A 22,465-nucleotide genomic window follows, 5' to 3' on the forward strand; every position below is an offset into this window, starting at 1 on the left:
AACTAGGAGTCGCGCCCGCTGGGGCGGCCGACCTCTTCCTGGGGCAGGGTGGCGACGGCGCCGAGGTGTTCGACGGTCTCGAGGTCGGTGCCGGGGGCGAAGTACTGGCGGCCGAGCACCGCGGCGCGGGCGATCGCGGTTGCGCCGATGACCGAGGTGATCAGCTGCAGCAGGATCGCCACCACCGCCTTGAGCAGGGTGATCCACGTCGCGTCCTGGAGCGCGACTCCGAGCACGATCATCGCGGTCCCGACGCCGGCGGCGGTGCCGATCGCCGAGATCCGGGTGAACATGTCGGGCAGCCGCAGCAGGCCGAGCGCGGCGCCGACGAAGATGAGCGCGCCACCCAGGATCAGGATTGCGGAGATGATCGAGAGCACCATCAGCGCACTCCTCGGGTCAGGGCGCGGGACAGCGAGACCGCGGCGAGGAAGGCCACGAGCGTCGCGACGATGACCAGGTCCAGGGTGCCGAGGCTGCCGACCCGCATTCCGGTGAGGGCGATCAGCCCGATGATCGAGAAGGTGAGCAGGTCTGCGGCGGCGACCCGGTTGCCGTCGGTGGGGCCGAAGGCGATCCGGTAGGCCGCTGCACCGATAGCGATGGCCAGACAGATGGTGGCGATGATCATCACGACGGTCATCGGTCTCCTCCTCGTCGGTCCCCTTCGCGAGGGACGTCTCCGCGTCCGGGGAAGGCCGCGAGCATCCGGGCCTCCATGTCGATGAGGTCGTCGAGGGCCTGCTCGGTGGAGTCGTGCTGCATCGAGTGCACGAGCAGGTAGCGCTCGCCGTCATCGCGGACGACGCCGATGGTCAGGGTGCCGGGGGTCAGCGTGATCAGCCCGCCGAAGACCGCGACCTGCCAGTCCCGGGTGGAGGCGAGAGGGACCCGGAGCACGCGTAGCGGGTGCCGAGGGCGGCGGCTGAAGATATTGCGCAGCACCGAGCCGGAGGAGTAGATGACCTGGTAGATGTACCAGGCCAGGAAACCCGGCAGGCGGACCAACGACGCCAGCGTCATGGGGCAAGCACCGCCTCGACATACCCGGACGTGTCCATCAGCCCCTCGGCGGCGGTCATCGACAATCCGTAGAGGAGCTCGCCGCCGAGTCCGAGCGAGAGCGTGACCAGCGCGAGCGCGGCGCCCGGGATGATCAGGCCGGCCGGGGTGGGCAGGCGACGCGCGGCGCGGATCCGGGCGGAGGGCATCTCGTCCTCGTCCGGCCGTGAGCTGGCGAAGACGGCGTCCCAGATTTTCAGCATCGACATCAGCGTGATCAGGCTGACGACCAGAGCGGCGACGGCGACCCAGATGTGTCCGGCCTCGACGGTGGCCACGATCAGGGTCAGCTTGGCCACGAAGCCGGAGAAGGGCGGCAGCCCGGCCAGCGACAGCGCGGCGATCAGGAAGCTGGCGGCGATCAACGGTTCCTTGCGCAGACGGGACTTGAGCACGGAGAGCTTGTTGGTGCCGTAGCGCTCCTCGATCGCGCCCGTGGACAGGAAGAGTGAGGCCTTCACGATCATGTGGTGGAGCAGGTAGAAGATGCCCGCGGCGAGTCCGGCCGGGGTGAACAGTGCCACGCCCAGCAGGATGTAGCCGATCTGGCTGACCATGTGGAAGGCCAGGATCGAGCGGGTGGTGGCCTCGCCCACCGCGCCCATCACGCCGATCACCATGGTCAGGGTGAACAGCACCAGACCGATCCACAGGTAGCGGGTGTCGCCGTCGAAGAGCACCGCGTAGATCCGGTAGATCGCGTAGATCGCGACCTTGGTGTGCAGACCGGAGAAGAGCGCGGTGATCGCCGGCGAGGTGGACGGGTAGGCCCGGGCCAGCCAGCCATGCGTCGGAACGACCGCGGCCTTCATGCACAGGGCCGCGATCGCGACCCCGCCGCCGATGGCCACGAGGTGATCCTCGGCGGCCGCGCCGGCGAGCTCGGCGAGGTTCACGGTGCCGGCCACGCCATACACCAGACCCACTCCGACCAGGAACATCGTCGAGACGAAGAGGTTGAAGGCGACGTAGAGGCGAGAGCCGACGTGCGAACGGAAGGTCCCCTGCTGCCGCTTGGCCAGGATCAACAGGCCATAGCTGGGCAGCAGCATGACCTCGATGAAGACGAACAGGTTGAAGATGTCACCGGTCAGCAGTGCGCCGTTGACCCCGGCGACGAGCGCCAGGGTGAGCGGCACGAAGAGGCGGACCCTGCCAGGGTGGGAGGCGAGCGCGAAGCCAGCACAGGTGAGGGCCAGCAGGCTGGTCACCACCAGCATCAGCGCGGACAGCATGTCAGCGACGAAGGGGATCGCGATGCCGCCCTGCCAACGGCCGACGCCGTGGGCCAGGATGCTGCCGTCGCGCAGGCTGGCGACCAGCAGCAGCGAGAAGACCAGCTGGGCGGCCAGGGTGATCATCAGCAGCCAGCGCGGCCACACCCAGTGCGCCCGGGCAGCGGCGGTGACTCCCGCGACGCCCAGCGGGATCGCGACGAAGAGAGGCAGGTACGCGGCGGCGGTCATGACTCGTCCACCGGGTCCTTCTCCTCACCCTCGCCGTCGCGACGGCGACCGGTGACCGACAAGGAAAGCATGTAGATGGTGATCGCGAAGGCGATGACGATGGCGGTCAGCACGAAAGCCTGCGGCAGGGCGTCGGCCGTGGTCGCCGGGTCCGGGTCGGGGCCCAGGGGCTCTCCGCGGCGCTGGATGCCGCCGGAGGAGAAGAGCAGCAGGTTGGCCGCGTGGCTGAGGATGACGAAGCCGAGGATCACCCGCAGGTAGTCGCGCTGGAGCAGCAGGTAGATCGAGCCGGCGGTGAGCGCGCCGATCGTCAGGGCGAGGATCATCGGGTCACCTCCTCAGGGGTGTCTTTCGGCGGTGGCGGCTCCGCGACCGAGTCGGCGGTGGGGGCGACCCGCGGGTAGGCGCGGCCAAGCATCCGCAGGGCGGCCAGGATGACGCCGAAGACCGCCAGGTAGACGCCGACGTCGAAGATCAGCGCGCTGGTGAGGTGCTGGCCGAAGAGGTAGGCGTGCAGCGGGCGCAGGAAGGACCCGTCGGCGTAGCCGAGGAAGCCGCTAGCCACGGCGACGATGATGCCGGAGCCCGCGATCGCGAGATAGGGAAGGCGCATCCAGCGGGCGTTGTCGTCGGCGCTGGACAGGTAGGCCAGGGCGAGGGCGGAGGCGCCGACGAGGGCGCCGATGAAGCCGCCGCCGGGGGCGTTGTGGCCGCGTAGCAGGACGTAGATGGAGCCGAAGAGCATCAGCGGCTGGAGGACCTTGCCGGTGGTGGTCAGGAAGATCGCGTTGTCCTGCGGGTCGACGAGGCTGGACAGCCGCAGCGTGGGGGTCGGCTCGTCCAGCAGCGGGCGCGCCTGGATGAGAGCGAAGACCGAGAGCGCGGCGATGGCCAACACGACGAGTTCGCCAAAGGTGTCCAGGGCTCGGTAGTCGACCAGGATGGTGTTGACGACATTGGTGCCGCCGGTGTCCTCGTAGACGTTGAGCAGGAAGTACTCGCCAGCCGGGGACAGGCCGCGGTGCCCCGTGAGGGTGAGGGCGGCCAGGGTGGCGGCGGTGCCCGCGCCGAGGGAGATGACGGCGGTGACGATCCGACGGCGGCGTCCGGGGGTGGTGAGGAGGCGCCGACCCAGACGGTTGAGGACCAGGACCATGATCACCACGGTCAGGATCTCGACGAGCAGCTGGGTCAGGGCCACGTCCGCGGCGCCGAGCGAGTAGAACCAGAGCGCCACACCGAAGCCGACGATGCCGGTGCTGAGCACCGCGGTGAGGCGGTGGCGGGCGGTGATGGCCAGGATCAGGCCGAGCACCACGATGCCGAGCAGCACGTAGTCGAAGGGCTGGACTGTCTCACCGGGGGGCAGGCCTTGCCAGGTCAGGGGGAGCAGGAGGGCGCCGACCCCGAGGCCGACGGCCGGGATGCCGATGTGGCGCGAGATCGCGTCGCTGCGCGTCAGGTCGCCAACCCGGCGGCCCGAGGCGATGGTGCCGGTGATGAGTTGCTGGGTGATCTCCACACCCGAGAACCGGATGAGGGGACGGGCGGCGGTCTCGAGGTTGCGCCATACCCAATAAGCGGCCGCGAGGCCGAGCACGAGCGCGGTGAGCGACAGCAGGAGAGGAGCGTTGATGCCGTGCCAGAGCGCGAGATAGGTGATCTCGCTGCGGGCGACCCCGGCCGCGTCGGCGGCGGCGGGAGCGACGATCGGGTCCAGCACCCCCAGACCCACCGTGAGACCCAGCCCGAGACCAGCCAGAGCGGTCGCGCCGATCGCGACCACCATCGGCAGGGTGCCCGCACGCTTGGGCTCCTGCGTCGACCTCCCGGGCAGGGTGTTGAGCACGATGTGCGCGGAGTAGGCGACGGTGAAGATCGCGCCGAGGGTCACCAGACCGGCGAGCAGCCAGCCGATCGGACCCTCGAGCAGCGACTCCAGGACCAGCTCTTTGCTGACGAAGCCGAGGAGGGGGATGACCCCGGCCATGCTGGCAGCGGCGAGCACGATCATCGCCGAGTCCCACGGTGTGCTGCGGGCGAGGCCGGAGAGGTCGTTGATGTTGCGGCTGCCGAAGCGCTTCTCGAGCAACCCGATGTGCATGAAGGCGGCGGCCTTGAAGAGCGCGTGCGCGACCACGTGGACGCTCGCGGCGAGCATCGCGAGCGGGGTACCGATCGCGATGACCACCACGAGCAGACCGAGCTGGCTGACGGTGGAGTAGGCGAGGAGTTGCTTGAGGTCGTGCTTCTGGAGCGCGAAGATGCCGCCCATCACGGTGGTGATCAGACCGACGGTGATGAGCATCCACATCCAGACCGGCGAGTGCGAGGCGGCGGTGGAGAAGAGCATCAGCAGGTAGATGCCCGCCTTGACCATGGCGGCGGCGTGCAGGTAGGCGCTCACCGGTGCCGGGGCGACCATCGCGTCCGGCAGCCAGAAGTGGAAGGGGAACTGGGCGGACTTCGTCATCGCCGCGATCGCGACCAGTCCAGCGACCCAACCGGCGAAGACCGGGTCCTGGGCCCACACCTCGTGCGCGAGGGCGTCGGAGAGCACGGTGGTGCCGGTCGCGCTCCACATCAGCGCAACGGCGCCGAGCAGGCACAGACCACCGAGCACGGTGATGAGCAGGGTGCGCGTCGCGGGGGCGGCGGCGTCCGGAGCCGAGCGCAGGATCAGCAGGTAGGAGATGAGGGTGGTCAGCTCCCAGGCGACGTAGAGCAGGACGATGTCGTCGGCGAGGACGAGCAGCATCATCGCAGCCGCGAAGAAGGTCATCAGGGTGTAGAAGGCGACCGGCTTCTTCTCCTTGAGATAGCCGGCCGAGTACACCATCACCGCGGCGCCGATGAGAAGCACCACCAGAGAGAAGAGGAAGGACAGCCCATCCAGGCGCAGCCGTAGCGCGATGTCCGCCGACGGGATCCAGGGGACCAGCTGGTCGATCCGCTCACCGGGGGTGTGCAGGGAGATGACGAGCCCGGCGCACCCAACCAGCGCGGCTCCCAGCACCCACCCCGCGGAGCGTCCCATCAGGTGCGCGAGCACCGGCGCGAGCAGCACGACGGCGGTCACTGCCGCGAGCGCGAGCGCGAGGGACACTGGATCGGGCCTTTCGGGACGTTGACGGGGTGGAGAAAACCTACCAAGTGCCTGAGCGGCTCTCAGGCACCCCCGCCAGCCCTCGGTAGAGCCGGGCGCGGAATACGCAAGAACGGGGCGAGCCGGTGGCTCGCCCCGTTCTCGAGGTGTGCGGCCCGTGCGGCCGCGCTGAGGATCAGCTGCCGATCAGGCGGGGACGATCAGACCGGAGGTGGACTGCTGCGCGCGACCGAGGCGGTCGGCGACGTCCTGCCAGTTGACGACATTCCACCAGGCGGTGACGTAGTCAGCCTTGACGTTCTTGTACTGCAGGTAGAAGGCGTGCTCCCACATGTCCAGCATCAGCAGCGGGATCTGGCCGATCGGCACGTTGCCCTGCTGGTCCCAGAGCTGGAAGATCAGCGGCTTGCCGGCGATGGTGTCCCAGGACAGCACGGCCCAGCCGGAGCCCTGCAGGGTGTTGCCGGCAGCCTCGAACTGGCCCTTGAAGGCGTCGAAGGAGCCGAAGTGCTCGTCGATCATCGCGGCCACGTCGCCGTCGGGGCGGTCGCCGCCCTCGGGGGACATGTTCTGCCAGAAGACCGAGTGGTTGGTGTGCCCGCCCAGGTGGAAGGCGAGGTTCTTCTCCAGCATGGGGACGGTGCCGAAGTCACCGGACTCGCGTGCGGCGGCCAGCTTCTCCAGGGCCTGGTTGGCGCCGTCGACATAGGCCTTGTGGTGCTTGCTGTGATGCAGCTCCATGATCTCGCCGCTGATGTGCGGCTCGAGGGCGCCGTAGTCGTACGACAGGTCAGGAAGGGTGTAGGTGCTCACGGCAAATCTCTCCTGTTCAGGTGGTTTTGCGGGCTCCTTGCACTATATCCGCGCGGGGTGCTGGCTGCCCGGTGAGGTCGGTGGTCCTCCCGGCTCTTCTCGGCCGGCGAATCGTTCGGCCGATCGGCCGAGCCTGCCGGGCAGACTCGCCCGGGCGGCCGATGTCCACCTGGTGCACCCCGCGGCACGATGGAGGTATGTCGTGACCCACCCCTCCGCTCCTGCCTGCCCCCGCCCTGGGGTTCCGTCACGCGCTCGCTGGCCTGGTCGTGCTGGTCGTCACCATGGTTGGCGGCCTCTTCCTCGCCTTTGCCTTGTCTGGTCCCGGCGGTGACCTCAGCGGTACCTGGGTGGCCACGCCGCTGCAGCTCTTCGTGCTCTTCCTGCTCGCCGCGCTGACGATCCGGTTGCTGCGCGGCCGGGCGTACGCACCGTCCGATCTCGGCCTGGTCGTCCCGCAGCGTGCCCCGCACTGGGCGTATGCCGTGCTCGTCGCCGCCGCCTTCGCCGGGCTCTCGAACCTGGGCGTGCAGTTCATCCCGCAGCTGCGTGAGGCGACCGAGCGGAGCCTGGAGCTGATGCCGTTCGGCGTGAGCCTGGCGCAGGACATCGGCTTTGTTCTCGCCCTGACTGTTGCGGCGCCACTGGGGGAGGAGTTGCTCTACCGAGGTGTCATCTTCCGAGGTGTCCACGACGGCATCGCGCGGCGCAGGCCGCAGTCGCGTCGTCTGGCCTTCTGGGTGGCGGCGATCGTCTCGGCGGTACTCTTCGGCATCTCGCACGCCGGTGAGGGTCAGGAACTGCAGCTGCCCTTCCTGATCCTCTTCGGCCTCGGCGCCGCGTGGCTGTATTGGTGGACCGGCTCGTTGTTCGCGCCGGTGTTGGCGCACTCGATCGCCAACGGGGTGACGGCCTTCCACGCGGTGAGCGGTGACCGCTCGTTCAGCTCGCCTCTGGTGGGGGTCGTGGTCGTGCTCGGCCCGGTGCTCGCGCTGGGCATCCTGTGGCTGGTCGGCCGCCTGCTGGGTGGCCGCCGGTCGGGCGCGCGGCGGGCAGGCTAACGGGGAAACGAAGAACCGGCCCTGACGTTGCGTTTCCGCAGATCAGGGCCGGTCTTGTGTGGTCGGGGTGACAGGATTCGAAAAGATCACTCCGGCACGGTCACCGTCTGGCTGACCTGGGTCGCAAGCACCTGACCTGCGATGACAGGTACAGTAGCGCGTGAAAGGTTCGGGCACAAGAGGACACGAGATGACACCAGTTATGCCCCAGTTATGCCCACCAGCCGGCGAGCAGGAGGGGTCGTGACACGGTCCAAGCGCGACTTCGGCACGATCCGACGCCGGTCGGGCGGGCGGTACCAGGCGTTCTACATGGGTCCGGACCAGGACTTCCACCGGGCCCCTTCGACGTTCTCCACCCGGGCCGACGCCGAGGCGTGGCTGGCCCACGAGCGCCGCCTGATCCAGGACGACACCTGGTCCCCGACCCGTTCGCGGCGTGCCAAGGTGGCCCGTACCGCTGAGGCGTTCGGCCCCTACGCGGGAGCCTGGTTGTCCCAGCGCGACCTGAAGCCGCGCACCCGGGCCCTCTACCAGCGGCTGCTGGAACGGTTCCTGCTGCCCGAGTTCGAGCACGTGGCTCTGCGGGACATCACCCCAGCCGTGGTGCGGGTCTGGCACGCCGGCCTCGACCCGCACCGGCCCACCCAACGCGCCCACGCCTACGCCCTGCTCCGCTCGATCCTGGCGACGGCGGTGGCCGATGAGATCCTGGCCGCGAACCCCTGCCGGGTCCGCGGCGCCGGGACCACCACTCGGGCCCGCCGGGTCGAACCGGCCACCCTGGACCAGCTCACGGTCCTGGTGGAGCACATGCCGGCCCGGTACCAGGCGCTGGTGCTGCTCGGTGCCTGGTGCGGTCTGCGGTTCGGGGAGATGGCCGAGCTGCGCCGCGCCGACCTGGACCTGGCCACCGGGGTGGTGCACGTGCGCCGCGGCGTGGTCCGCACCAACGGGCAGGTCTCCGTCGGCACCCCCAAGTCAGCCGCCGGCATGCGGGACGTGGCCATCCCACCCCACCTGCTCCCCACCCTGGCTGAGCACCTGGCCACCCACGTCGGACCCGCGCCCGAGGCGCTGGTCTTTCCCTCGGTCACCGACCCCGAGGTCCAGGTCCACCCCAACACCCTCTACCGGCACTGGCACAAGGCACGAGAGGCCGCCGGCCGGCCAGACCTGCGCATCCACGACCTGCGCCACACCGGCGCCGTCCTGGCCGCCCGCACCGGAGCCACCCTCGCCGAGCTCATGGCCCGCATCGGCCACTCCACCCCCCAAGCGGCCCTCCGCTACCAACACGCCGCCCTGGGTCGCGATGCCCACATCGCCGAGCAACTCTCCCGCCTCGCCCAAGCCCAGCAACCCAGTTGACTCAAGGTACGAAGGCGTCCGTCATCGCGGTGCTTGACAGACCGGATCCGCCGAGAGTCGGATGCTTGGCGACGCACATTCTCCGTGGTCGGACACGCGGCCAGACGCGACTTCACCCGCACGTCGAACATAGAAGCGTCAGGGCGGTACAGGGGCACGAGGGGCGGTACACCAGGGCCTCGGCAAAGTCGGTCGGTGGGGGCGCTGACCTGCGAGGACGTCGCGGCGTGCCGTGAATGGCGGGTGTGGCCCGGCCTGCCCTCACCTCGCCCGGCCGGGGACGCGCTCGTGCTCGACCTGCCGGTAGCCACCGGGCGGTCCCTGACCGAGTACGCCCCCACCGCACTGGGGCGCACGGATGAGGCGGTGTCCTCGTGAGCACGACCGCACCACCGCTGGACGCGGACCTGGTCGCCGGACTGCGCCGGCTCAAGCTGGCCGCGATGCGACAGCTCGCCCCCGAGCTGCTCATTACCGCCAAGACCCAACGGTGGTCCCCTGAGGAGGTGCTGCGGGCCCTGGTCGAGGCCGAGATCACCGCCCGCGACGCCTCCAACGAGCGAGCACGCCTCAAAGCAGCCGGCTTCCCGGTGCTGAAGACGATCGAGGAGTTCGACGTGGCCGCCTCCATCCCGGCCCCGACGTGGGCGTACCTGACGTCCCTGGAGTGGCTGAGCGCCAAGGAGAACCTTGCCCTGATCGGCCCCGCCGGGACGGGCAAGTCGCACACCCTCATCGCGCTGGGTCACGCCGCCGTCACCGCTGGGCACCGGGTGCGGTACCTGACCGCGGCCGACCTCGTCGAGACCCTCTATCGCGGCCTGGCCGACAACACCGTCGGGCGGGTCATCGAGACGCTGCTGCGCAACGAGCTCGTGCTCGTCGACGAGGTCGGCTTCGCCCCGCTGGACGACACCGGCGCACAGCTGCTGTTCCGGTTCGTCGCCGCCGCCTACGAACGCCGCTCCCTGGGCATCGCCTCGCACCACTCCTTCGAGGACTGGGGCCGGTTCCTGCCCGAGCACACCACCGCGGTCTCGATGCTCGACCGGCTGCTGCACCACGCCACCACCGTCGTCACCAACGGCCAGTCCTACCGCATGCTCCAAGCCCGCCAACGCCGAGGAGGTGAGCACCTCACCCACTGACCAGAACAAGCAGACGGGTGGGGACTTCTGGGGTTGACCCCGTCTGGTGGACATCGGTTAAGCGGCTTCTTGAGCCGCGGTGATGGTCCGGTGCTCGAACGTTACCGGAGGGATCTGGCCGAGGGCACTGTGGCGCCGGCGGCGGTTGTAGACGGTCTCGATCCAGGAGCTGACGGCGTGGATCGCCTCGGTCCTGGTGGCGAACTCGTGTCGGTCGTAGAATTCGGTCTTCAGGGTCGACCAGAAGCTCTCGATCTGGGCGTTGTCCCAGCACACGCCGGTGCGTCCGACCGAGAGCAGCACGCCCAGCTCTTCGGCGGCGTCGGCCAACTGGGTCGAGGTGAACTGGCAGCCCCGATCGGCGTGCAGGATCACGCCCGCGGTCTCACCGTCGCGGAAGGTCACGGCTCGGCGTAGTGCGCTCTCCACGATGTCGGTGTGCAGGGAGTCGGAGAAGGCATAGCCGATGACGCGGCGTGAGCAGCCATCCCGCACGGCGCACAGGTACAGCCAGCCCTGGCCGGTGACCAGGTAGGTGATGTCGGAGGTCCAGACGACGTTGAGGGCGCCTCGGTCGAAGACTCGTCCCACCCGATCCGGGATGGTGTGCGGCACCTGGTCCGGCAGCGTGGTTACCGGCCGCCACGGCCGGGGGCTGATGCCCTGCAGGCCGTCGGTGCGCATGAGCTTGGCGACCGTCTTGCGAGAGACGACCTCGCCGTTCTCACGCAGGTCCGCGGTGATCCGCGGGGCGCCGTTCACCTTGAGTTCAACCAGTCGATGCAACACCGGGCTGTTGCAGGGAGCGTAGCTGTTCGGCGAAGGGCCGGCAGCCTGTCGGTCGACCCACTTGTAGTACCCCGACCGGGACACACCCAGCAGGTCACACATCCGCACGATCTCGTGGTCGGCCTTCTCCGCGTGGATCAACTCGAACGCCCGCTCTGGCTGCTCGAGGCGTTCTCCGTCACGAAGAAGGCCGCTTTATGCGGGTGATCGGTGTCAAGCGGGGGTGTCCTCGAGGCGCTGGAGGAGGGCGTCGTAGACCTCGGCGCGTCGGGTCTGGCCCTTGGCGGTGGCGTCGTCGCGTTGCGCCTGGATGGTGGGTCGGTGCTCAATCGTGGTGAAGAACATCGTGCAGGACTCGCAAATCGTCTCGTAGCGGCAGTCGAGCTCGATCGGTCGTGCGCAGTAGCCGTTGCCGAGCAGGCGTTTGCTGGCTTCCGCGTGGACGGCGCGCATCGCTGGGCCGGCGGCCTCGGCCGGGAGGGTCACCGGCGTGCTCGCGGGTTGGGTGGCGGCGTAGAGGGACTCGATCTTCTGGGTGACCTTGAAGTACTGGTCGGCCACGGTGCGGTCGCCGATGCGGGCGTAGACCATCGTCATCGACAGGTCGTGGTGGCCGAGGAGGGCGGCGATGGCTTCCAGGGACATGCCTCGGTTGATGGCCTGGGTGGCCAGCGTGTGCCGCAGCTGGTGGGGGTGGACGTGTCCGAGGCCGGCCGCGGCGGCGGTCTTGTGGACGGCTTTGTCGACGCGGGTGGCGGGGATCGGTCGGCCGCGGTCGAGCAGGAGCAGGTCGGAGGACTGCCAGGAGGCGCGGTGTGCCAGCCAGTCGTCGATGAGGTCTTTGACGTGCGGATGGAGCGGGATGTACCGGTCTGTGTGGAGCTTGCCGACCGGGGTGCGCAGCCAGTAGCCGGTGCCGATCTGCACGACGGCGTCGATGGTCAGGCCGAGGAGCTCGCCGCGGCGCATCCCGGTGCGGGCCAGGACCTGGACGATGAGGCGGTCCAGGGGGTCGGGCAGGTCGCGGGCGGCGTTCATGAACGCGGCGGCCTGGGCGTCGTCGAGGAACTTGGGCAGGGGCCGGTCCAGGCGGGGTCGGTCGGTGGCGTAGACCGGGACGCGGGCGGGGGCGTCGTCGTAGTCCCACTCGATGATGCGGGTGAAGAAGGAGCGTAGGTGGCCCATCCGCATGCCCAGGGTGGGCTTGGACAGCCCCGGCTTGCCGCGGTACCCGGGCCGCTGGGCCAGCCAGGTCTTGTAGCCCTCGATGTGCTCGCGGTCGACGTGCGCGGCGGCGGTGACGCCGGGGTGGTGGGTGAGCAGGTACCCGGCGAACTGGCGCAGCGTGGTGTCGAACAGCGCCACCGAGGACGGGCGCAGCGACAGCGCGCACTGGTCCAGGTAGCGGCGCATCGTGGATGCCAGGACGGGGGTGCCGGCGCTGATGTGCTTCCAGTCGATCTGCGCTGCTCGGGTGTGCAGCCAGCGGCGACGCTTGTCCGGTGCGGGTGCCTGGCCGCGGTGGAACATCACGGCGTCCAGGCCGAACAGCGGCGTGGATAACGACCTGTGCGGCACGTTCCCGCCGTGCCGGGCGACCGTGTGTTCGAAGAAGGTGGTCCGGGCGGCGGTGTACTGCTCGGGTCGGGTGTCAGCGCCGCCGGAGAGGTCCCGGCGATGACGGCGATGCGCGACAGGTGGGTCCACATCCGCCCGATCTCCTTGGTGCAGAAGCCGAGGTCGGCAGCCTGGCTCATGAAGAGCGCATGCTGCGCCGGATAGGCCTGCCGCACGTAGCTGCCCCACCGGCAGCAGCTGGTGACCACGAACGCCGGGTCGACCTGCAGGCCGGTCGCGACCGCGGCGTGCGCGGCGAACGAGGCCACCTCGGTGCGCACCTGACGCCGCGCCGCGCCGGGGGCGTGGTTCCATCCGTCCAGGTCGCCGAAGGCTCGTCGGAAGCCGATCACGCCGAGGCGTCGGCACTTGCGCGCAGCCTCGGTCGCGCCCGCCAAGATGTAGTCGGCGACGAAAGCGTCGAGCTGCTCGACGCCCGGCGTGGTCGCACGGGTGATTGTGCTCACGGTGTCGGTCCTTCCTCGTAGAGTCGGTCCAGGACGGCCATGGCCTGCTGGTACTCCGTAGCGAGCAGTCGTCGTCGTTGGACAGGTGCAGGTAGATCCGGGTGGTGTCCAGGTTCGCGTGGCCGGCCTGGGCCTGGATCGCCTCCAGCGACATCCCGGCTTCCCGCAGCCGGGTGAAACAGGTGTGCCGCAGCTCGTGGCAGGAGGCGTGGGACAGTCCCGCCCGACGCCGGGCCCCGGCGAGCACCTCGTCCAACCCCGCCGCCGTCAGCCGGCGCCCGCGGGTGGGGCCCTTGAGCACGACGAACACCGACTCGGCGTCGGTCCCGGTGGGTCGTTCCTGGGCCAGGTAGGCGGCCAGGTGGGTGAAGAAGGCCGGCACGACCGGCACGATGCGTTGGTGGCCGCCCTTGCCTTCGGCGACGAACACGCGGCCGTCGCCGGGCTGGACGTCGACGAACCGCAGGCCCAGCACCTCGCAGCGCCGCAGCCCGGCATGCAGCATGAGCGTGACCATCGCCCGGTCCCGCTCGGTCCTCAGCGCCGCGAACAGGGCGACCGCCTCGACCGGTCGAGGATCCGTGGCAGCCGCCTGGGCGCCCGGACCAGGGGTGAGCCGCGCAACGACCGTGACCGGGGCGTCATGCTGCGTGGGACGACCTGCCGATCGACGATGCCGCGGGCGAGCAGGTAGTCGAACAGCGAGGTCACCGTCGCCAGGCGCCGCCTGATCGTCGAGGCCGCCAACCCGACCTCGCCATCAGCCAGCCGTACCACGTTGGCGCCCCGCCGCGGTGTCCGTTGCGCCTCGATGAAGGCGAGCACGTCGCTGGTGGTGACCTGGACCGGAGGCTTGGGCACCACGGTGAAGAAGACCTTCAGGTCGTACGCCTGCGCGGTCAGCGTGTTCGGTCTGACCCGCGCCGCGGTAAACCGCAGGTACTCATCCACCAGCGGTTCGCCCAGCGAGGGAGCCGGGCCTCGGGCATCGATCAAGCACGGCATGAACGAGGCTCCCGGAGCCATCCCGGCCTCCCTCCCGATAAGGCTGAGGCCATCGTCCGCCCGCACCCTGGCAAGACTTGGAAGCCACGCGGAGATCACCTACATATCAAGCCGCTTTTTTCAGGAACTCCCGGTCCATGCGCAGCTGGGCGTTCTCGGCCCGTAACCGCTCCAGCTCGGCCCGCTCGTCGATGTCCAGCGCACCCGGCGGGTCGTCCATGCGGGCCCGCTCGGCTGCGACCCACCGCCCCAGCAGCGCCTGACCGACGCCGATCTCGCCAGCGACCTCCACGATCGTGCGACCGGTATCGATCACCAGACGAGCAGCGTCACGACGGTACGCCGGGGTGTAACTCTTCCTCTTGGCACCCATGAGGGCATCCTCTCCTGCCAGGCTCACCTGGCCGGTCAGGATGTCCACCCAACGGGGTCAACCTCACTTCCACCTGGCCAAAACCGGGTACCTCCACTTGGCCGTTGACAGATCCTGACGTCAATGAAACACGTAGCCGCTGGCCGGGAGGTATGGAAGCCACTGGAGGTGTTCCGCGGAACAGTCCGCTGCCGCGAAAGTGTGCGGTCCGCGAGGCCACGGCTAGCGTTCTCCTATGCCCGTAGCCCCACACATCGCCCGTCTCCGAAAGAAGGTGGGCCACGACCTGCTCCTGCTGCCTTCGGTCACCGTGCTGCCGGTGAACCTGGAGGGCCGCGTCCTGTTGGTACATCAGGCGGAGTTCCGTGCTTGGGGCACGATCAGCCCGGATCCGCCGAGCGGGTTTCGTGAGGGGCGTTGCGCGTCGCTGAAGACGATTTCTGGAGCGGGTGGGGGGTTCTGGGCGATGAACGCCAGAACCACCGTTCATCGGACAAACCCCGCCCTTGGCGTATGGCCGGCACGCGTCGGCGAGCTGGAATTCTCCCGACGCCGCGACGACGAGTTCGCCAACCGCTACCGAGAATGGCGCACAGCAGCTCGACAACGCATAGGCAGCATCACCCCCATGACCTCCTAAGACTTCACGAGGCGGGCGATGGCGGCGGAGGCTTCTTTGAGCTTGGTGTCTGCGTGGGTTCCTCCTTCGCGGACTGCGCTGGTGACGCAGTGTTGAAGGTGGTCATTGAGCAGGGCGAGGGCTACGTTTTCTAGGGCGGAGGTCATGGCGCTGATCTGGGTGAGGATGTCGATGCAGTAGGTGTCCTCGTCGATCATGCGGTGGATGCCGCGGGCTTGTCCTTCGATGCGTTTCATCCTGGCCAGGTAGCGGTCTTTGTCGCTGATGTAGCCGTGGGTGGCCTCGTGGGTGCTGGTGTTCATTTTTCATGGCTTTCTCGGGGTCAGGTGCGGTCGAGGATTCTGTCGGTGCTGGCTTTGGGGGTCAGGTCGAGGCGCCGCAATAGTTGAGCGTTGAGGGCGACGACGACGGTGGAGACTGACATCAGGATTGCGCCGATGCTCATGGGTAGGACGAACCCGATCGGTGCCAGGACCCCGGCGGCCAGGGGGACGGCGGCGAGGTTGTAGCCGGCGGCCCACCAAAGGTTCTGCTTCATTTTGCGGTAGGAGGCGCGGGAGAGTTCGAAGACCGAGAGCACCGAGCGGGGGTCGGAGGAGGCCAGGATGACTCCGGCGGAGCCGATGGCGACGTCGGTACCGGCGCCGATCGCGATGCCGACGTCGGCCTGGGCCAGGGCGGGGGCGTCGTTGACACCGTCGCCGACCATGGCGACCTTGCGGCCCTCGTCCTGTAGTTCGGCAACCTTGGCCGCTTTGTCCTCGGGTCGCACGCCGGCGAAGACGCGGTCGATGCCGAGGTCCTTGGCGACGGTGTCGGCCACGGCTTGGGCGTCGCCGGTGATCATGACCACCTGCACGCCGCGGGCGTGGAGGGCGTCGACTGCGTCGCGGGATTCGGGGCGGATCTCATCGGCCAGCCGCAGCGCTCCGATGACGTCCCCGTCAGCCAGGACGTGCAGGATGATCGCGCCCTCCTCTCGCCAGGTCTCGGCGATGCCCAGCTCGTCACGGTCGTGCTGTTCGAGCAGGTAAGGGCCTCCGACCTCGACCACCGTGCCGGATCCGTCGGAGGCGACGGTGGCCTTGACCCCGACCGCGGGGGAGGATGAGAAGTCGCTGGCCTTGGGCACTGACAGGTCTTTATCCCGCGCGGCCCTGACGATCGCCCGGGCGAGCGGGTGCTCGCTATCGGACTCGGCGGCCGCAGCTAAAGCGAGGATCTCGTCGGCGTCACGACTGCCCGCAGGGTCAACACCGGTGACGGTGGGCTCGCCCTTGGTCAGGGTGCCGGTCTTGTCAAACAGCACCGCATCGACCGTCCGCATCGATTCGAGCGCCAACCGGTCCTTGACGAGGACGCCGCCGCGGGCGGCGCGTTCGGTGGCGATGGACACCACGAGCGGGATTGCCAGGCCCAGGGCGTGCGGGCAGGCGATCACCAGGACGGTGATCGTGCGCACCACCGCGGCGTCCGGCATCCCGAGCAGGGCCCAGACGATCGCGGTGATCGCCGCCGCGCCCAGGGCGAACCAGAACAACCAGGCGGCCGCAGTGTCGGCGATCCGCTGCGCCCGGGAGGAGGACGCTTGGGCGTCGGCGACGAGCTTCTGGATGCCGGCCAGGGCTGTGTCATCACCGATCGCGGTGACCTCGACTCGAACCCCGGAGTCGGTAGCGACGGTCCCGGCGACCACGTGGTCGCCGTTCTCGCGGCGGACGGGTTTGGATTCGCCGGTGACCATGGACTCATCCATGCTCGCGGAGCCGTCGACGATCTTGCCGTCGGCGGGGACCGAGGAGCCGGGACGGACGATCACGACATCTCCGACCGCCAGGTCGGCCGGGGCGACCTTGACCACCTCATCGCCCTCGACCTTCTCAGCCTCATCAGGCAGGAGCGCTGCCAGGGAGTCCAGGGCGGAAGTGGTCTGTGCCAGGGAGCGCATCTCAATCCAGTGGCCCAGCAGCATGATGACGACCAGCAGCGCCAGTTCCCACCAGAAGTTCAGCTCATGGTCCAAGATGTGCAGGGTGGCGCCCCAGGAGGCGATGAATGCGACTGTGATGGCCAGCCCGATCAGCAGCATCATGCCGGGTTTGCGGGAGCGGATCTCGCTGATCGCGCCGGTCAGGAACGGCCATCCGCCCCAGAGGTAGATGACGGTGCCCAGGATCGGAGAGACCCACCACACCCATTCGGCCTCGGGTAGGTGGTATCCGACGAGGTGGGCGAACATCTCGTTGAACCCGACCACGGGGATGGCCAGGATGAGCATGATCCAGAACAGTCGGCGGAACTGCCCCACGTGATCACCATGCCCGCTGTGGCCCTCGTGACCGCCATGGGCATCGTGCCCACTGTGCCCGCGATGATCGTCATGCCCGGGCTCGTGCTCGTTGTGAGCGCTGCGCTCGCCACCTGCCCCGTGGGAGGTGTGGTCAGCGTCGGTGGCGGGTTCTTTCGTGCCGTGGCCTGAATGGCCGGAATGGTCTTGGTGGTGGTTGGTCATGCTCTGCTCGGCTTTCCTGGTGTGCTGCGCTCCGGTGGCGGGGTGCTGCTGGGGTATGTGGGGCGGTCAGGGCGAGGGGGCGATCTCGCTCTCGGTGACCCACTTGTGGTTGGTCATCGCCATCCCGTCGGCTTCAAAATCGACGACGTACACGGTCTCCTGGGTCGAGGAGGCGATGGTGGCGGTGGCACCGTCCATCCCCCCCATGTGCGCCGCAGCCAGGGTGACCTCGGTCCCATCGGTTAGGCGCTCCTGGCCGACGTTCTGCAGCTCTTCGTGCACGACCCACTGGTGGTCGGTGACCGGGTCACCGCCGGTGGTGGGGGTGTAGTTCACGGCGTAGGTGTAGGTGTCGTAGGCACCGACGATGGTGGCGGTGGCGCCGTCCATGCCGGGCATGTGGTCCGCGGCTAGCACTACCTCGCTGCCGACCGGGTAGAGCGGGTCAGTTGCCTCGCTCATGCCCTCAGGCACCGGTCCACCATCGGCGGGGTGGTCGTGGCCATCACGGTCCTGACCAGCCTCGCCCTCAGCCGTGGTGTCGTCCGTAGTGTCGCCGTTGTTGTGGTTGCCGTGGTCCTGGGCGCCGCCGGGGCTCTCGTCTCTGTTGTCGCTGGCGCAGCCCGCCAGGACCAGCGTCGCGGCCAGCGCCCCGGCGGCCAGGGTGGTGGTGAGTGTTCGGGTCATGAGGGCTGTCCTTTCAGCGGCGTGACGGGCAGAGTCACGGGAGGCGAAATCCGCCCTGGGGCAGGTGGTCAAGGTGTCTGATTTCGCAGGTGGCGGGTCAGGCGGCGTTCGCGTAACGGTCGGGGTCGGCGTCGAACAGGGGGCCACAGGCGGCGCAGCAGAACCAGTACCGCTGGCCCTGGTAGTCGCGGAAGAGGCCCTCGGCTTCGGCCTGGGACTTGATCACTGGGGTGCCTGCCATGACCAGGCATTCGGTGACGTCGTCGCTGCCCGCGTCGGCGAGGTCCTCGGTCTTGGGTGCGTGGCCGCAGCACCCGCCACCCGAAGCCGGGGCGGCCGTGGTGTCGGTCAGGGGCAGATCCTGGTGATCGTTGGTGGCCTGGCCCTGGCTGCCGTTGTTGTTGTTGTGCGCGCTCATCGTGATGTCCTTTTCTGTCGTGTCTTTTCTGACGCTTGGTTGTGTGGATGGGCCGGCGTCGACCCTTCGGTCGAGGTGTTCAGGTCTGGACCGGTTCCTTCGTCTGGTTCTGGGTGTCGGTGGGGTTGGTCGAGTCCGTGCCAGAGGGGTCGGCGTGGGCAGCGCCGCCGGTTTGGTCATCGACCTTGGCCTCGAACCTGCGCAGCCGCAGGCTGTTCGCGACGACCGAGACGCTGGAGAAGGCCATGGCAGCGCCGGCGAGCATCGGGTTGAGCAGTCCGAACGCGGCGATCGGGATCGCGATCGTGTTGTAACCGAAGGCCCAGAACAGGTTCTGCTTGATGGTGCGCAGGGTCTTACGAGAGAGCCGGATCGCATCGGCGGCGGCGCGCAGGTCTCCGCGGACCAGGGTGATGTCGGCGGCCTCGATGGCGACATCGGTGCCGGTGCCCATCGCCAGCCCGAGGTCGGCCTGGGCCAAGGCGGGGGCGTCGTTCACGCCGTCACCGACCATCGCCACGACCTTGCCCTGGTCTTGAAGGCGGGCAACGACGTCGACCTTGTCCTTGGGGAGCACCTCGGCGATGACTTCGGTGATGCCGACCTCGGCCGCGACCTGCTCGGCCACGGTCTGGTTGTCACCGGTCAACAGCACCGGGGTCAGGCCCAGTTCCTTGAACTGGGCGATCGCCTGCGCACTGGTGGGCTTGATCTGGTCAGAGACCACCAGCACCCCGCGGGCCTGGCCGTCCCAGCCGACAGCGATAGCGGTCTTGCCCTCAGACTCGGCGGTCTGCTTGGCAGATTTGAGGTCCTCATCCAGGCGCATGGACCAGTCGGTCAGCAGTGCCTCGCGCCCCGCCACGACGGCATGTCCGTCGACCACACCCTGGACGCCCTTGCCTTCGATGTTCTCGAACGACTCCGGGGCGGGCAGCTCGCCGACCTGCGCGGTGGCTCCAGCGGCGATGGCCCGGGCGATCGGGTGCTCGGAGTAATCCTCCAGCCCGCCGGCCAGGCGCAGCAGCCGATCCCGGTCCACGCCGACCGCGGCGGTGACGTCGGTGAGGGTCATCTTGCCGGTGGTGACAGTGCCGGTCTTGTCCAGCACGATCGTGTCGACCCGCTTGGTGGACTCAAGGACCTCCGGGCCCTTGATGAGCACGCCCATCTGGGCGCCGCGGCCGGTACCAACCAGCAGCGCGGTCGGGGTCGCCAAACCGAGGGCGCAGGGGCAGGCGATGATCAGCACCGCAACGGTGGCGGTGAACGCGGCGCTGACCGGGAACCCTGCCCCGAGCCACGCACCGAGCGTGGCGACGGCGACGGCGATCGCGACGGGTACGAAGACGGAGGAGACCCGGTCGGCCAGGCGCTGGATCTCGGCCTTGCCGGACTGGGCGTCTTCGACCATCTTGGCCATCTGCGCCAGCTGGGTGTCCGAACCGATGCGGGTGGCCTTGACGACCAGGCGGCCACCGGCATTCACCGTGGCACCGGTGACGTTGTCGCCCTCCGCGACCTCGACCGGCACCGATTCGCCCGTGAGCATCGAGGCGTCGATGGCAGAGCTGCCGGAGGTGATGGTCCCGTCAGTGGCGATCTTCTCACCAGGCCGGACCACGAACTCATCCCCGACCGTCAGCTCCTCGATGGAGACGCGCTCCTCGATCTTCTTACCATCGGGGCCATCCCGGAGTATGGAAACCTCTTTCGCCCCGAGTTCCAGGAGGGCGCGCAGCGCGGCGCCGGCTTGGCGTTTGGAGCGCTTCTCGAAGTAGCGGCCCAGCAGGATGAAGGTGATGACCCCGGCGCCGACCTCCAGGTAGATGTGTCCCAGGCCATCGGAGCGGGAGATGGTGAACTCGAACGGGTGAACCACCCCGGGCTGACCGGCGGTGCCGAAGAATAGGGCGATGATCGACCAGATCAACGCCGAGGTGGTGCCGACCGAGATCAGGGTGTCCATGGTGGCGGCGCCGTGCTTGAGGTTGGCCCAGGCGGCCTTGTGGAACGGCCAGCCGGCCCACACGACCACCGGCGCGGCCAGCACCAGGGAGGCGAACCCCCAGTAGTCGAACTGCAGCGCGGGGATCATCGCCATCGCGATGACCGGCACCGACAGCAGCGCTGCACCGATCAGGCGTTGCTTGAGCACCCGGATCTCGGCGTCCTCACCCGACTCATCCTCGGCCGAGTCACTGGGCTTATCGCCCTTAGGGATCGGGAGCTGGGCGGTGTAGCCGGTCTTCTCCACCTCCGAGATCAGCAGCTGGGTGTCATAGCCCTCTGGGGCAGTGATGCTGGCCTTCTCGGTGGCGTAGTTCACCGAGGCGTTAATGCCCTCGAGTTTGTTGAGTTTCTTCTCGATCCGGTTCGCGCACGAGGCACAGGTCATGCCACCGATGCTCAGCTCGACTCCGGTCAGATTCACGTCGGTCTTGACGTTCTCAGTGGTCATCGCCGGTTCCTTCCTCGTGGTCGTCTTGGTCGTGCTCGTCTCCAGTGCTCGGACCGTCACCGTCGTTTCCGGCGGTGTCGATGACCAGCGGGGCGGTGTGCACGTCACCGCCGATCTGGAAGTCCAGGTACAGCAGGTAGCGGCCCGGTGTGGGGGCGGTGGCCTCGAAGACGATCTCCGGGCCGGATGTCTGGCCGGCCCGCGGCGTGTCGCCGTGGGGGTGGACGTGCAGGTAGGCAAGATCCCCATCGCGCAGCGCGACCAGGTGTCCGAATGCCCCCAGGTACGGCTCCAGCGTCGTGACTGGCTGCCCGTCGCGGGTGATCGTGAACGTCAGCTCGGACGCCGAACCGGCCACCAGGTCGCCCTCGACGACCACGTCGAATCCCTCGACCGTTGTCTGCGCGGCCTGCGCGACCGGGGCCGGCTCGTAGTCGCCGGTCACCTGCACCGTGGTCGACAGGGTCATGCCCTCACCGTTGTCGGTGGGCACGAAGTCGGCGAAGACCCGGTAGGTGCCGGCCGCCTCCCACTGCCACGGGATCGACCACAGGCCGTCCTGGTTCCGTTCGGGGTGGACGTGGGCGAAGTGCTGCCCGTCGGCGCGGACGACGATCAGGTGCATCTCTTGCTCGTGGTCGAGTTCGAAGTCGGTGACTTGGTTCCCTTCGGGATCGGTCACTGCGAACGCCAACTCGCCCTCGCCGCCCGTTCCGGTGGGAGCATTTACGCTGGTGAGTTGGTACCCGCCGGTGGCCAGGCCGAGACCCAGCGATGAAGTGTCGGCCTCGTGACCCTCATGCCCTCCGCTGTTCATGTCTTCCTCTCCGTGTCCGGCCCCGTGGCCTTCGGGTGTCTCTTCGACCCAGGCCTGCACGGTGTCCTCGGAGATCACCGCGTTGGCGGTGAATCCGGCCGCGGCGAACACGGCGACGAGGATCAGCCCGTACAGGGCGAGGCGTGCAGGCGCTCTCACAGTCAGCTCCTGACGGCGGTGTAACCGGCCTCGTCGACCGCCGCGATCACTGCCGCGTCCTTCGGCGGCTGCGCACTGGTGACCGCCAGCCGCCCGGTCTGGGCGCTGACCTCGACGCCGGTCACTCCACCGATCTGGAAGACCTCCTCGCGGATCGCCCCTTCGCAGTGCCCGCACGTCATCCCGGTCACCTGGTACTCCGTCGTGGTTGCCATCAGTCCTTAACTCCTTCTTTCGTGTACGGCTTGCTTAAGACTATACCCATAGGGGGTATGGATCAACGTGAGGTGGTGTGCCCAACGCCACCGGCCCCGGCGGGCTCGCCGGGGGGTTGGCCGGTGGTCCGCAGGTGGCGCAACCCCGTGACGGCGATGACCACAGCGAGGGCGGCGACAGCGGGAGAGACGCTGGCGGCGGTGTTCAGCCCACCGGTGCAGGCATCCTGTGCGACGGCGACGAGCCGCTCACAGAACTGGTCGGCCACTTCTGGGCT

Annotated in this window: 24 protein-coding genes and 2 pseudogenes; 5 read left to right on the forward strand and 21 right to left on the reverse strand. The window is 68.6% G+C overall.

Features of this window, described 5'->3' with window-relative positions; genetic code table 11:
* Positions 1-2: 2 nt before the first annotated feature.
* From ACQBAT_RS01760 to ACQBAT_RS01790, 7 genes are all read right to left on the reverse strand, one after another.
* Entirely contained in the window at positions 3-383 is a 381-nt protein-coding gene (locus ACQBAT_RS01760) for a cation:proton antiporter (RefSeq protein WP_420748451.1), read from the reverse strand.
* The gene (locus tag ACQBAT_RS01765; protein ID WP_420748452.1) at positions 383-643 is read right to left on the reverse strand and encodes a monovalent cation/H+ antiporter complex subunit F; all 261 of its coding nucleotides are present in this window, start codon (positions 641-643) and stop codon (positions 383-385) included. Before ACQBAT_RS01765 ends, ACQBAT_RS01760 begins: the two co-directional genes overlap by 1 nt.
* Positions 640-1,023, reverse strand: coding sequence for a Na+/H+ antiporter subunit E (locus ACQBAT_RS01770; RefSeq protein WP_420748453.1), 384 nt, complete (start codon positions 1,021-1,023; stop codon positions 640-642). Before ACQBAT_RS01770 ends, ACQBAT_RS01765 begins: the two co-directional genes overlap by 4 nt.
* Positions 1,020-2,528, reverse strand: a complete 1,509-nt coding sequence (locus ACQBAT_RS01775; RefSeq protein WP_420748454.1) for a monovalent cation/H+ antiporter subunit D family protein — start codon at positions 2,526-2,528, stop codon at positions 1,020-1,022. The genes ACQBAT_RS01770 and ACQBAT_RS01775 overlap by 4 nt, the downstream gene beginning before the upstream one ends.
* Positions 2,525-2,854: a sodium:proton antiporter gene (locus ACQBAT_RS01780; RefSeq protein WP_420748455.1), complete on the reverse strand. Its 330-nt coding sequence runs from the start codon at positions 2,852-2,854 to the stop codon at positions 2,525-2,527. Before ACQBAT_RS01780 ends, ACQBAT_RS01775 begins: the two co-directional genes overlap by 4 nt.
* A complete protein-coding gene (mbhE, locus tag ACQBAT_RS01785) occupies positions 2,851-5,634 on the reverse strand; it encodes a hydrogen gas-evolving membrane-bound hydrogenase subunit E (RefSeq protein WP_420748456.1) in 2,784 nt (927 codons plus the stop codon). Before mbhE ends, ACQBAT_RS01780 begins: the two co-directional genes overlap by 4 nt.
* A 186-nt stretch (positions 5,635-5,820) precedes the next feature.
* A complete protein-coding gene (locus ACQBAT_RS01790) occupies positions 5,821-6,447 on the reverse strand; it encodes a superoxide dismutase (protein ID WP_420748457.1) in 627 nt (208 codons plus the stop codon).
* A 269-nt stretch (positions 6,448-6,716) separates the two neighbouring features.
* Between ACQBAT_RS01790 and ACQBAT_RS01795 the strand changes: the two genes are divergently transcribed.
* From ACQBAT_RS01795 to istB, 4 genes are all read left to right on the forward strand, one after another.
* On the forward strand, positions 6,717-7,508 hold the full coding sequence (locus tag ACQBAT_RS01795; RefSeq protein ID WP_420748458.1) for a CPBP family intramembrane glutamic endopeptidase: 792 nt from the start codon (positions 6,717-6,719) through the stop codon (positions 7,506-7,508).
* Positions 7,509-7,751: 243 nt separating this feature from the next.
* Positions 7,752-8,879, forward strand: a complete 1,128-nt coding sequence (locus ACQBAT_RS01800) for a tyrosine-type recombinase/integrase (protein ID WP_420748459.1) — start codon at positions 7,752-7,754, stop codon at positions 8,877-8,879.
* A 195-nt stretch (positions 8,880-9,074) separates the two neighbouring features.
* A complete protein-coding gene (locus ACQBAT_RS01805; RefSeq protein ID WP_420748460.1) occupies positions 9,075-9,257 on the forward strand; it encodes a hypothetical protein in 183 nt (60 codons plus the stop codon).
* Positions 9,254-10,027 carry an IS21-like element helper ATPase IstB gene (gene istB, locus ACQBAT_RS01810; RefSeq protein ID WP_420748461.1) on the forward strand — a complete coding sequence of 258 codons (774 nt, stop codon included), beginning with the start codon at positions 9,254-9,256 and terminating at the stop codon, positions 10,025-10,027. Before ACQBAT_RS01805 ends, istB begins: the two co-directional genes overlap by 4 nt.
* A gap of 57 nt (positions 10,028-10,084) precedes the next feature.
* Here the strand turns inward: istB and ACQBAT_RS01815 are convergent, their stop codons facing one another.
* The 6 genes and pseudogenes from ACQBAT_RS01815 to ACQBAT_RS01840 all read right to left on the reverse strand — a co-directional run.
* Positions 10,085-10,957 carry an IS3 family transposase gene (locus ACQBAT_RS01815; protein WP_427197734.1) on the reverse strand — a complete coding sequence of 291 codons (873 nt, stop codon included), beginning with the start codon at positions 10,955-10,957 and terminating at the stop codon, positions 10,085-10,087.
* A 72-nt stretch (positions 10,958-11,029) separates the two neighbouring features.
* Positions 11,030-12,394, reverse strand: coding sequence for a tyrosine-type recombinase/integrase (locus tag ACQBAT_RS01820; protein WP_427197769.1), 1,365 nt, complete (start codon positions 12,392-12,394; stop codon positions 11,030-11,032).
* Entirely contained in the window at positions 12,346-12,900 is a 555-nt protein-coding gene (locus tag ACQBAT_RS01825) for a hypothetical protein (RefSeq protein WP_427197780.1), read from the reverse strand. Before ACQBAT_RS01825 ends, ACQBAT_RS01820 begins: the two co-directional genes overlap by 49 nt.
* Before the next feature lie 139 nt (positions 12,901-13,039).
* Positions 13,040-13,417: pseudogene (locus ACQBAT_RS01830) on the reverse strand (tyrosine-type recombinase/integrase); the annotation flags it as partial.
* A gap of 20 nt (positions 13,418-13,437) precedes the next feature.
* Positions 13,438-13,926: a site-specific integrase gene (locus tag ACQBAT_RS01835; protein ID WP_427197735.1), complete on the reverse strand. Its 489-nt coding sequence runs from the start codon at positions 13,924-13,926 to the stop codon at positions 13,438-13,440.
* 88 nt (positions 13,927-14,014) lie between these two features.
* Positions 14,015-14,278: pseudogene (locus ACQBAT_RS01840) on the reverse strand (transposase); the annotation flags it as partial.
* A 235-nt stretch (positions 14,279-14,513) separates the two neighbouring features.
* On the opposite strand from ACQBAT_RS01840, the gene ACQBAT_RS01845 reads away from it, so the two are divergent.
* Positions 14,514-14,918 carry a hypothetical protein gene (locus ACQBAT_RS01845; RefSeq protein ID WP_427197736.1) on the forward strand — a complete coding sequence of 135 codons (405 nt, stop codon included), beginning with the start codon at positions 14,514-14,516 and terminating at the stop codon, positions 14,916-14,918.
* Here the strand turns inward: ACQBAT_RS01845 and ACQBAT_RS01850 are convergent.
* The 8 genes from ACQBAT_RS01850 to ACQBAT_RS01885 form a co-directional block, all read right to left on the reverse strand.
* Positions 14,915-15,220, reverse strand: coding sequence for a metal-sensitive transcriptional regulator (locus tag ACQBAT_RS01850; RefSeq protein WP_420748383.1), 306 nt, complete (start codon positions 15,218-15,220; stop codon positions 14,915-14,917). The genes ACQBAT_RS01845 and ACQBAT_RS01850 overlap by 4 nt on opposite strands.
* Before the next feature lie 20 nt (positions 15,221-15,240).
* Positions 15,241-17,430, reverse strand: a complete 2,190-nt coding sequence (locus ACQBAT_RS01855) for a heavy metal translocating P-type ATPase (RefSeq protein WP_420748382.1) — start codon at positions 17,428-17,430, stop codon at positions 15,241-15,243.
* 66 nt (positions 17,431-17,496) lie between these two features.
* A complete protein-coding gene (locus ACQBAT_RS01860) occupies positions 17,497-18,117 on the reverse strand; it encodes a YdhK family protein (RefSeq protein ID WP_427197737.1) in 621 nt (206 codons plus the stop codon).
* 97 nt (positions 18,118-18,214) lie between these two features.
* Positions 18,215-18,535: a YHS domain-containing protein gene (locus ACQBAT_RS01865; protein WP_420748380.1), complete on the reverse strand. Its 321-nt coding sequence runs from the start codon at positions 18,533-18,535 to the stop codon at positions 18,215-18,217.
* Positions 18,536-18,614: 79 nt separating this feature from the next.
* The gene (locus ACQBAT_RS01870) at positions 18,615-20,996 is read right to left on the reverse strand and encodes a heavy metal translocating P-type ATPase (RefSeq protein WP_420748379.1); all 2,382 of its coding nucleotides are present in this window, start codon (positions 20,994-20,996) and stop codon (positions 18,615-18,617) included.
* Entirely contained in the window at positions 20,986-21,972 is a 987-nt protein-coding gene (locus ACQBAT_RS01875; RefSeq protein ID WP_420748378.1) for a heavy-metal-associated domain-containing protein, read from the reverse strand. The genes ACQBAT_RS01870 and ACQBAT_RS01875 overlap by 11 nt, the downstream gene beginning before the upstream one ends.
* A gap of 2 nt (positions 21,973-21,974) precedes the next feature.
* Complete coding sequence (locus tag ACQBAT_RS01880) at positions 21,975-22,187, reverse strand: heavy-metal-associated domain-containing protein (RefSeq protein WP_420748823.1); 213 nt, start codon at positions 22,185-22,187, stop codon at positions 21,975-21,977.
* Between the two features lie 62 nt (positions 22,188-22,249).
* Positions 22,250-22,456, reverse strand: coding sequence for a hypothetical protein (locus ACQBAT_RS01885; protein WP_420748824.1), 207 nt, complete (start codon positions 22,454-22,456; stop codon positions 22,250-22,252).
* Between the last annotated feature and the right edge of the window lie 9 nt (positions 22,457-22,465).

It is taken from the genome of Ornithinimicrobium pulveris (assembly GCF_050261105.1).
In the GTDB taxonomy this organism is placed as follows: domain Bacteria; phylum Actinomycetota; class Actinomycetes; order Actinomycetales; family Dermatophilaceae; genus Ornithinicoccus.

Bases quoted from the DNA above. Each gene is read 5' to 3' on its own strand.
- ACQBAT_RS01760 (WP_420748451.1), bottom strand. From the start codon at position 383: ATGGTGCTCTCGATCATCTCCGCAATCCTGATCCTGGGTGGCGCGCTC.
- ACQBAT_RS01765 (WP_420748452.1), bottom strand. From the start codon at position 643: ATGACCGTCGTGATGATCATCGCCACCATCTGTCTGGCCATCGCTATC.
- ACQBAT_RS01770 (WP_420748453.1), bottom strand. From the start codon at position 1,023: ATGACGCTGGCGTCGTTGGTCCGCCTGCCGGGTTTCCTGGCCTGGTAC.
- ACQBAT_RS01775 (WP_420748454.1), bottom strand. From the start codon at position 2,528: ATGACCGCCGCCGCGTACCTGCCTCTCTTCGTCGCGATCCCGCTGGGC.
- ACQBAT_RS01780 (WP_420748455.1), bottom strand. From the start codon at position 2,854: ATGATCCTCGCCCTGACGATCGGCGCGCTCACCGCCGGCTCGATCTAC.
- ACQBAT_RS01835 (WP_427197735.1), bottom strand. From the start codon at position 13,926: ATGGCTCCGGGAGCCTCGTTCATGCCGTGCTTGATCGATGCCCGAGGC.
- ACQBAT_RS01845 (WP_427197736.1), top strand. From the start codon at position 14,514: ATGCCCGTAGCCCCACACATCGCCCGTCTCCGAAAGAAGGTGGGCCAC.
- ACQBAT_RS01850 (WP_420748383.1), bottom strand. From the start codon at position 15,220: ATGAACACCAGCACCCACGAGGCCACCCACGGCTACATCAGCGACAAA.
- ACQBAT_RS01855 (WP_420748382.1), bottom strand. From the start codon at position 17,430: ATGACCAACCACCACCAAGACCATTCCGGCCATTCAGGCCACGGCACG.
- ACQBAT_RS01860 (WP_427197737.1), bottom strand. From the start codon at position 18,117: ATGACCCGAACACTCACCACCACCCTGGCCGCCGGGGCGCTGGCCGCG.
- ACQBAT_RS01865 (WP_420748380.1), bottom strand. From the start codon at position 18,535: ATGAGCGCGCACAACAACAACAACGGCAGCCAGGGCCAGGCCACCAAC.
- ACQBAT_RS01870 (WP_420748379.1), bottom strand. From the start codon at position 20,996: ATGACCACTGAGAACGTCAAGACCGACGTGAATCTGACCGGAGTCGAG.
- ACQBAT_RS01880 (WP_420748823.1), bottom strand. From the start codon at position 22,187: ATGGCAACCACGACGGAGTACCAGGTGACCGGGATGACGTGCGGGCAC.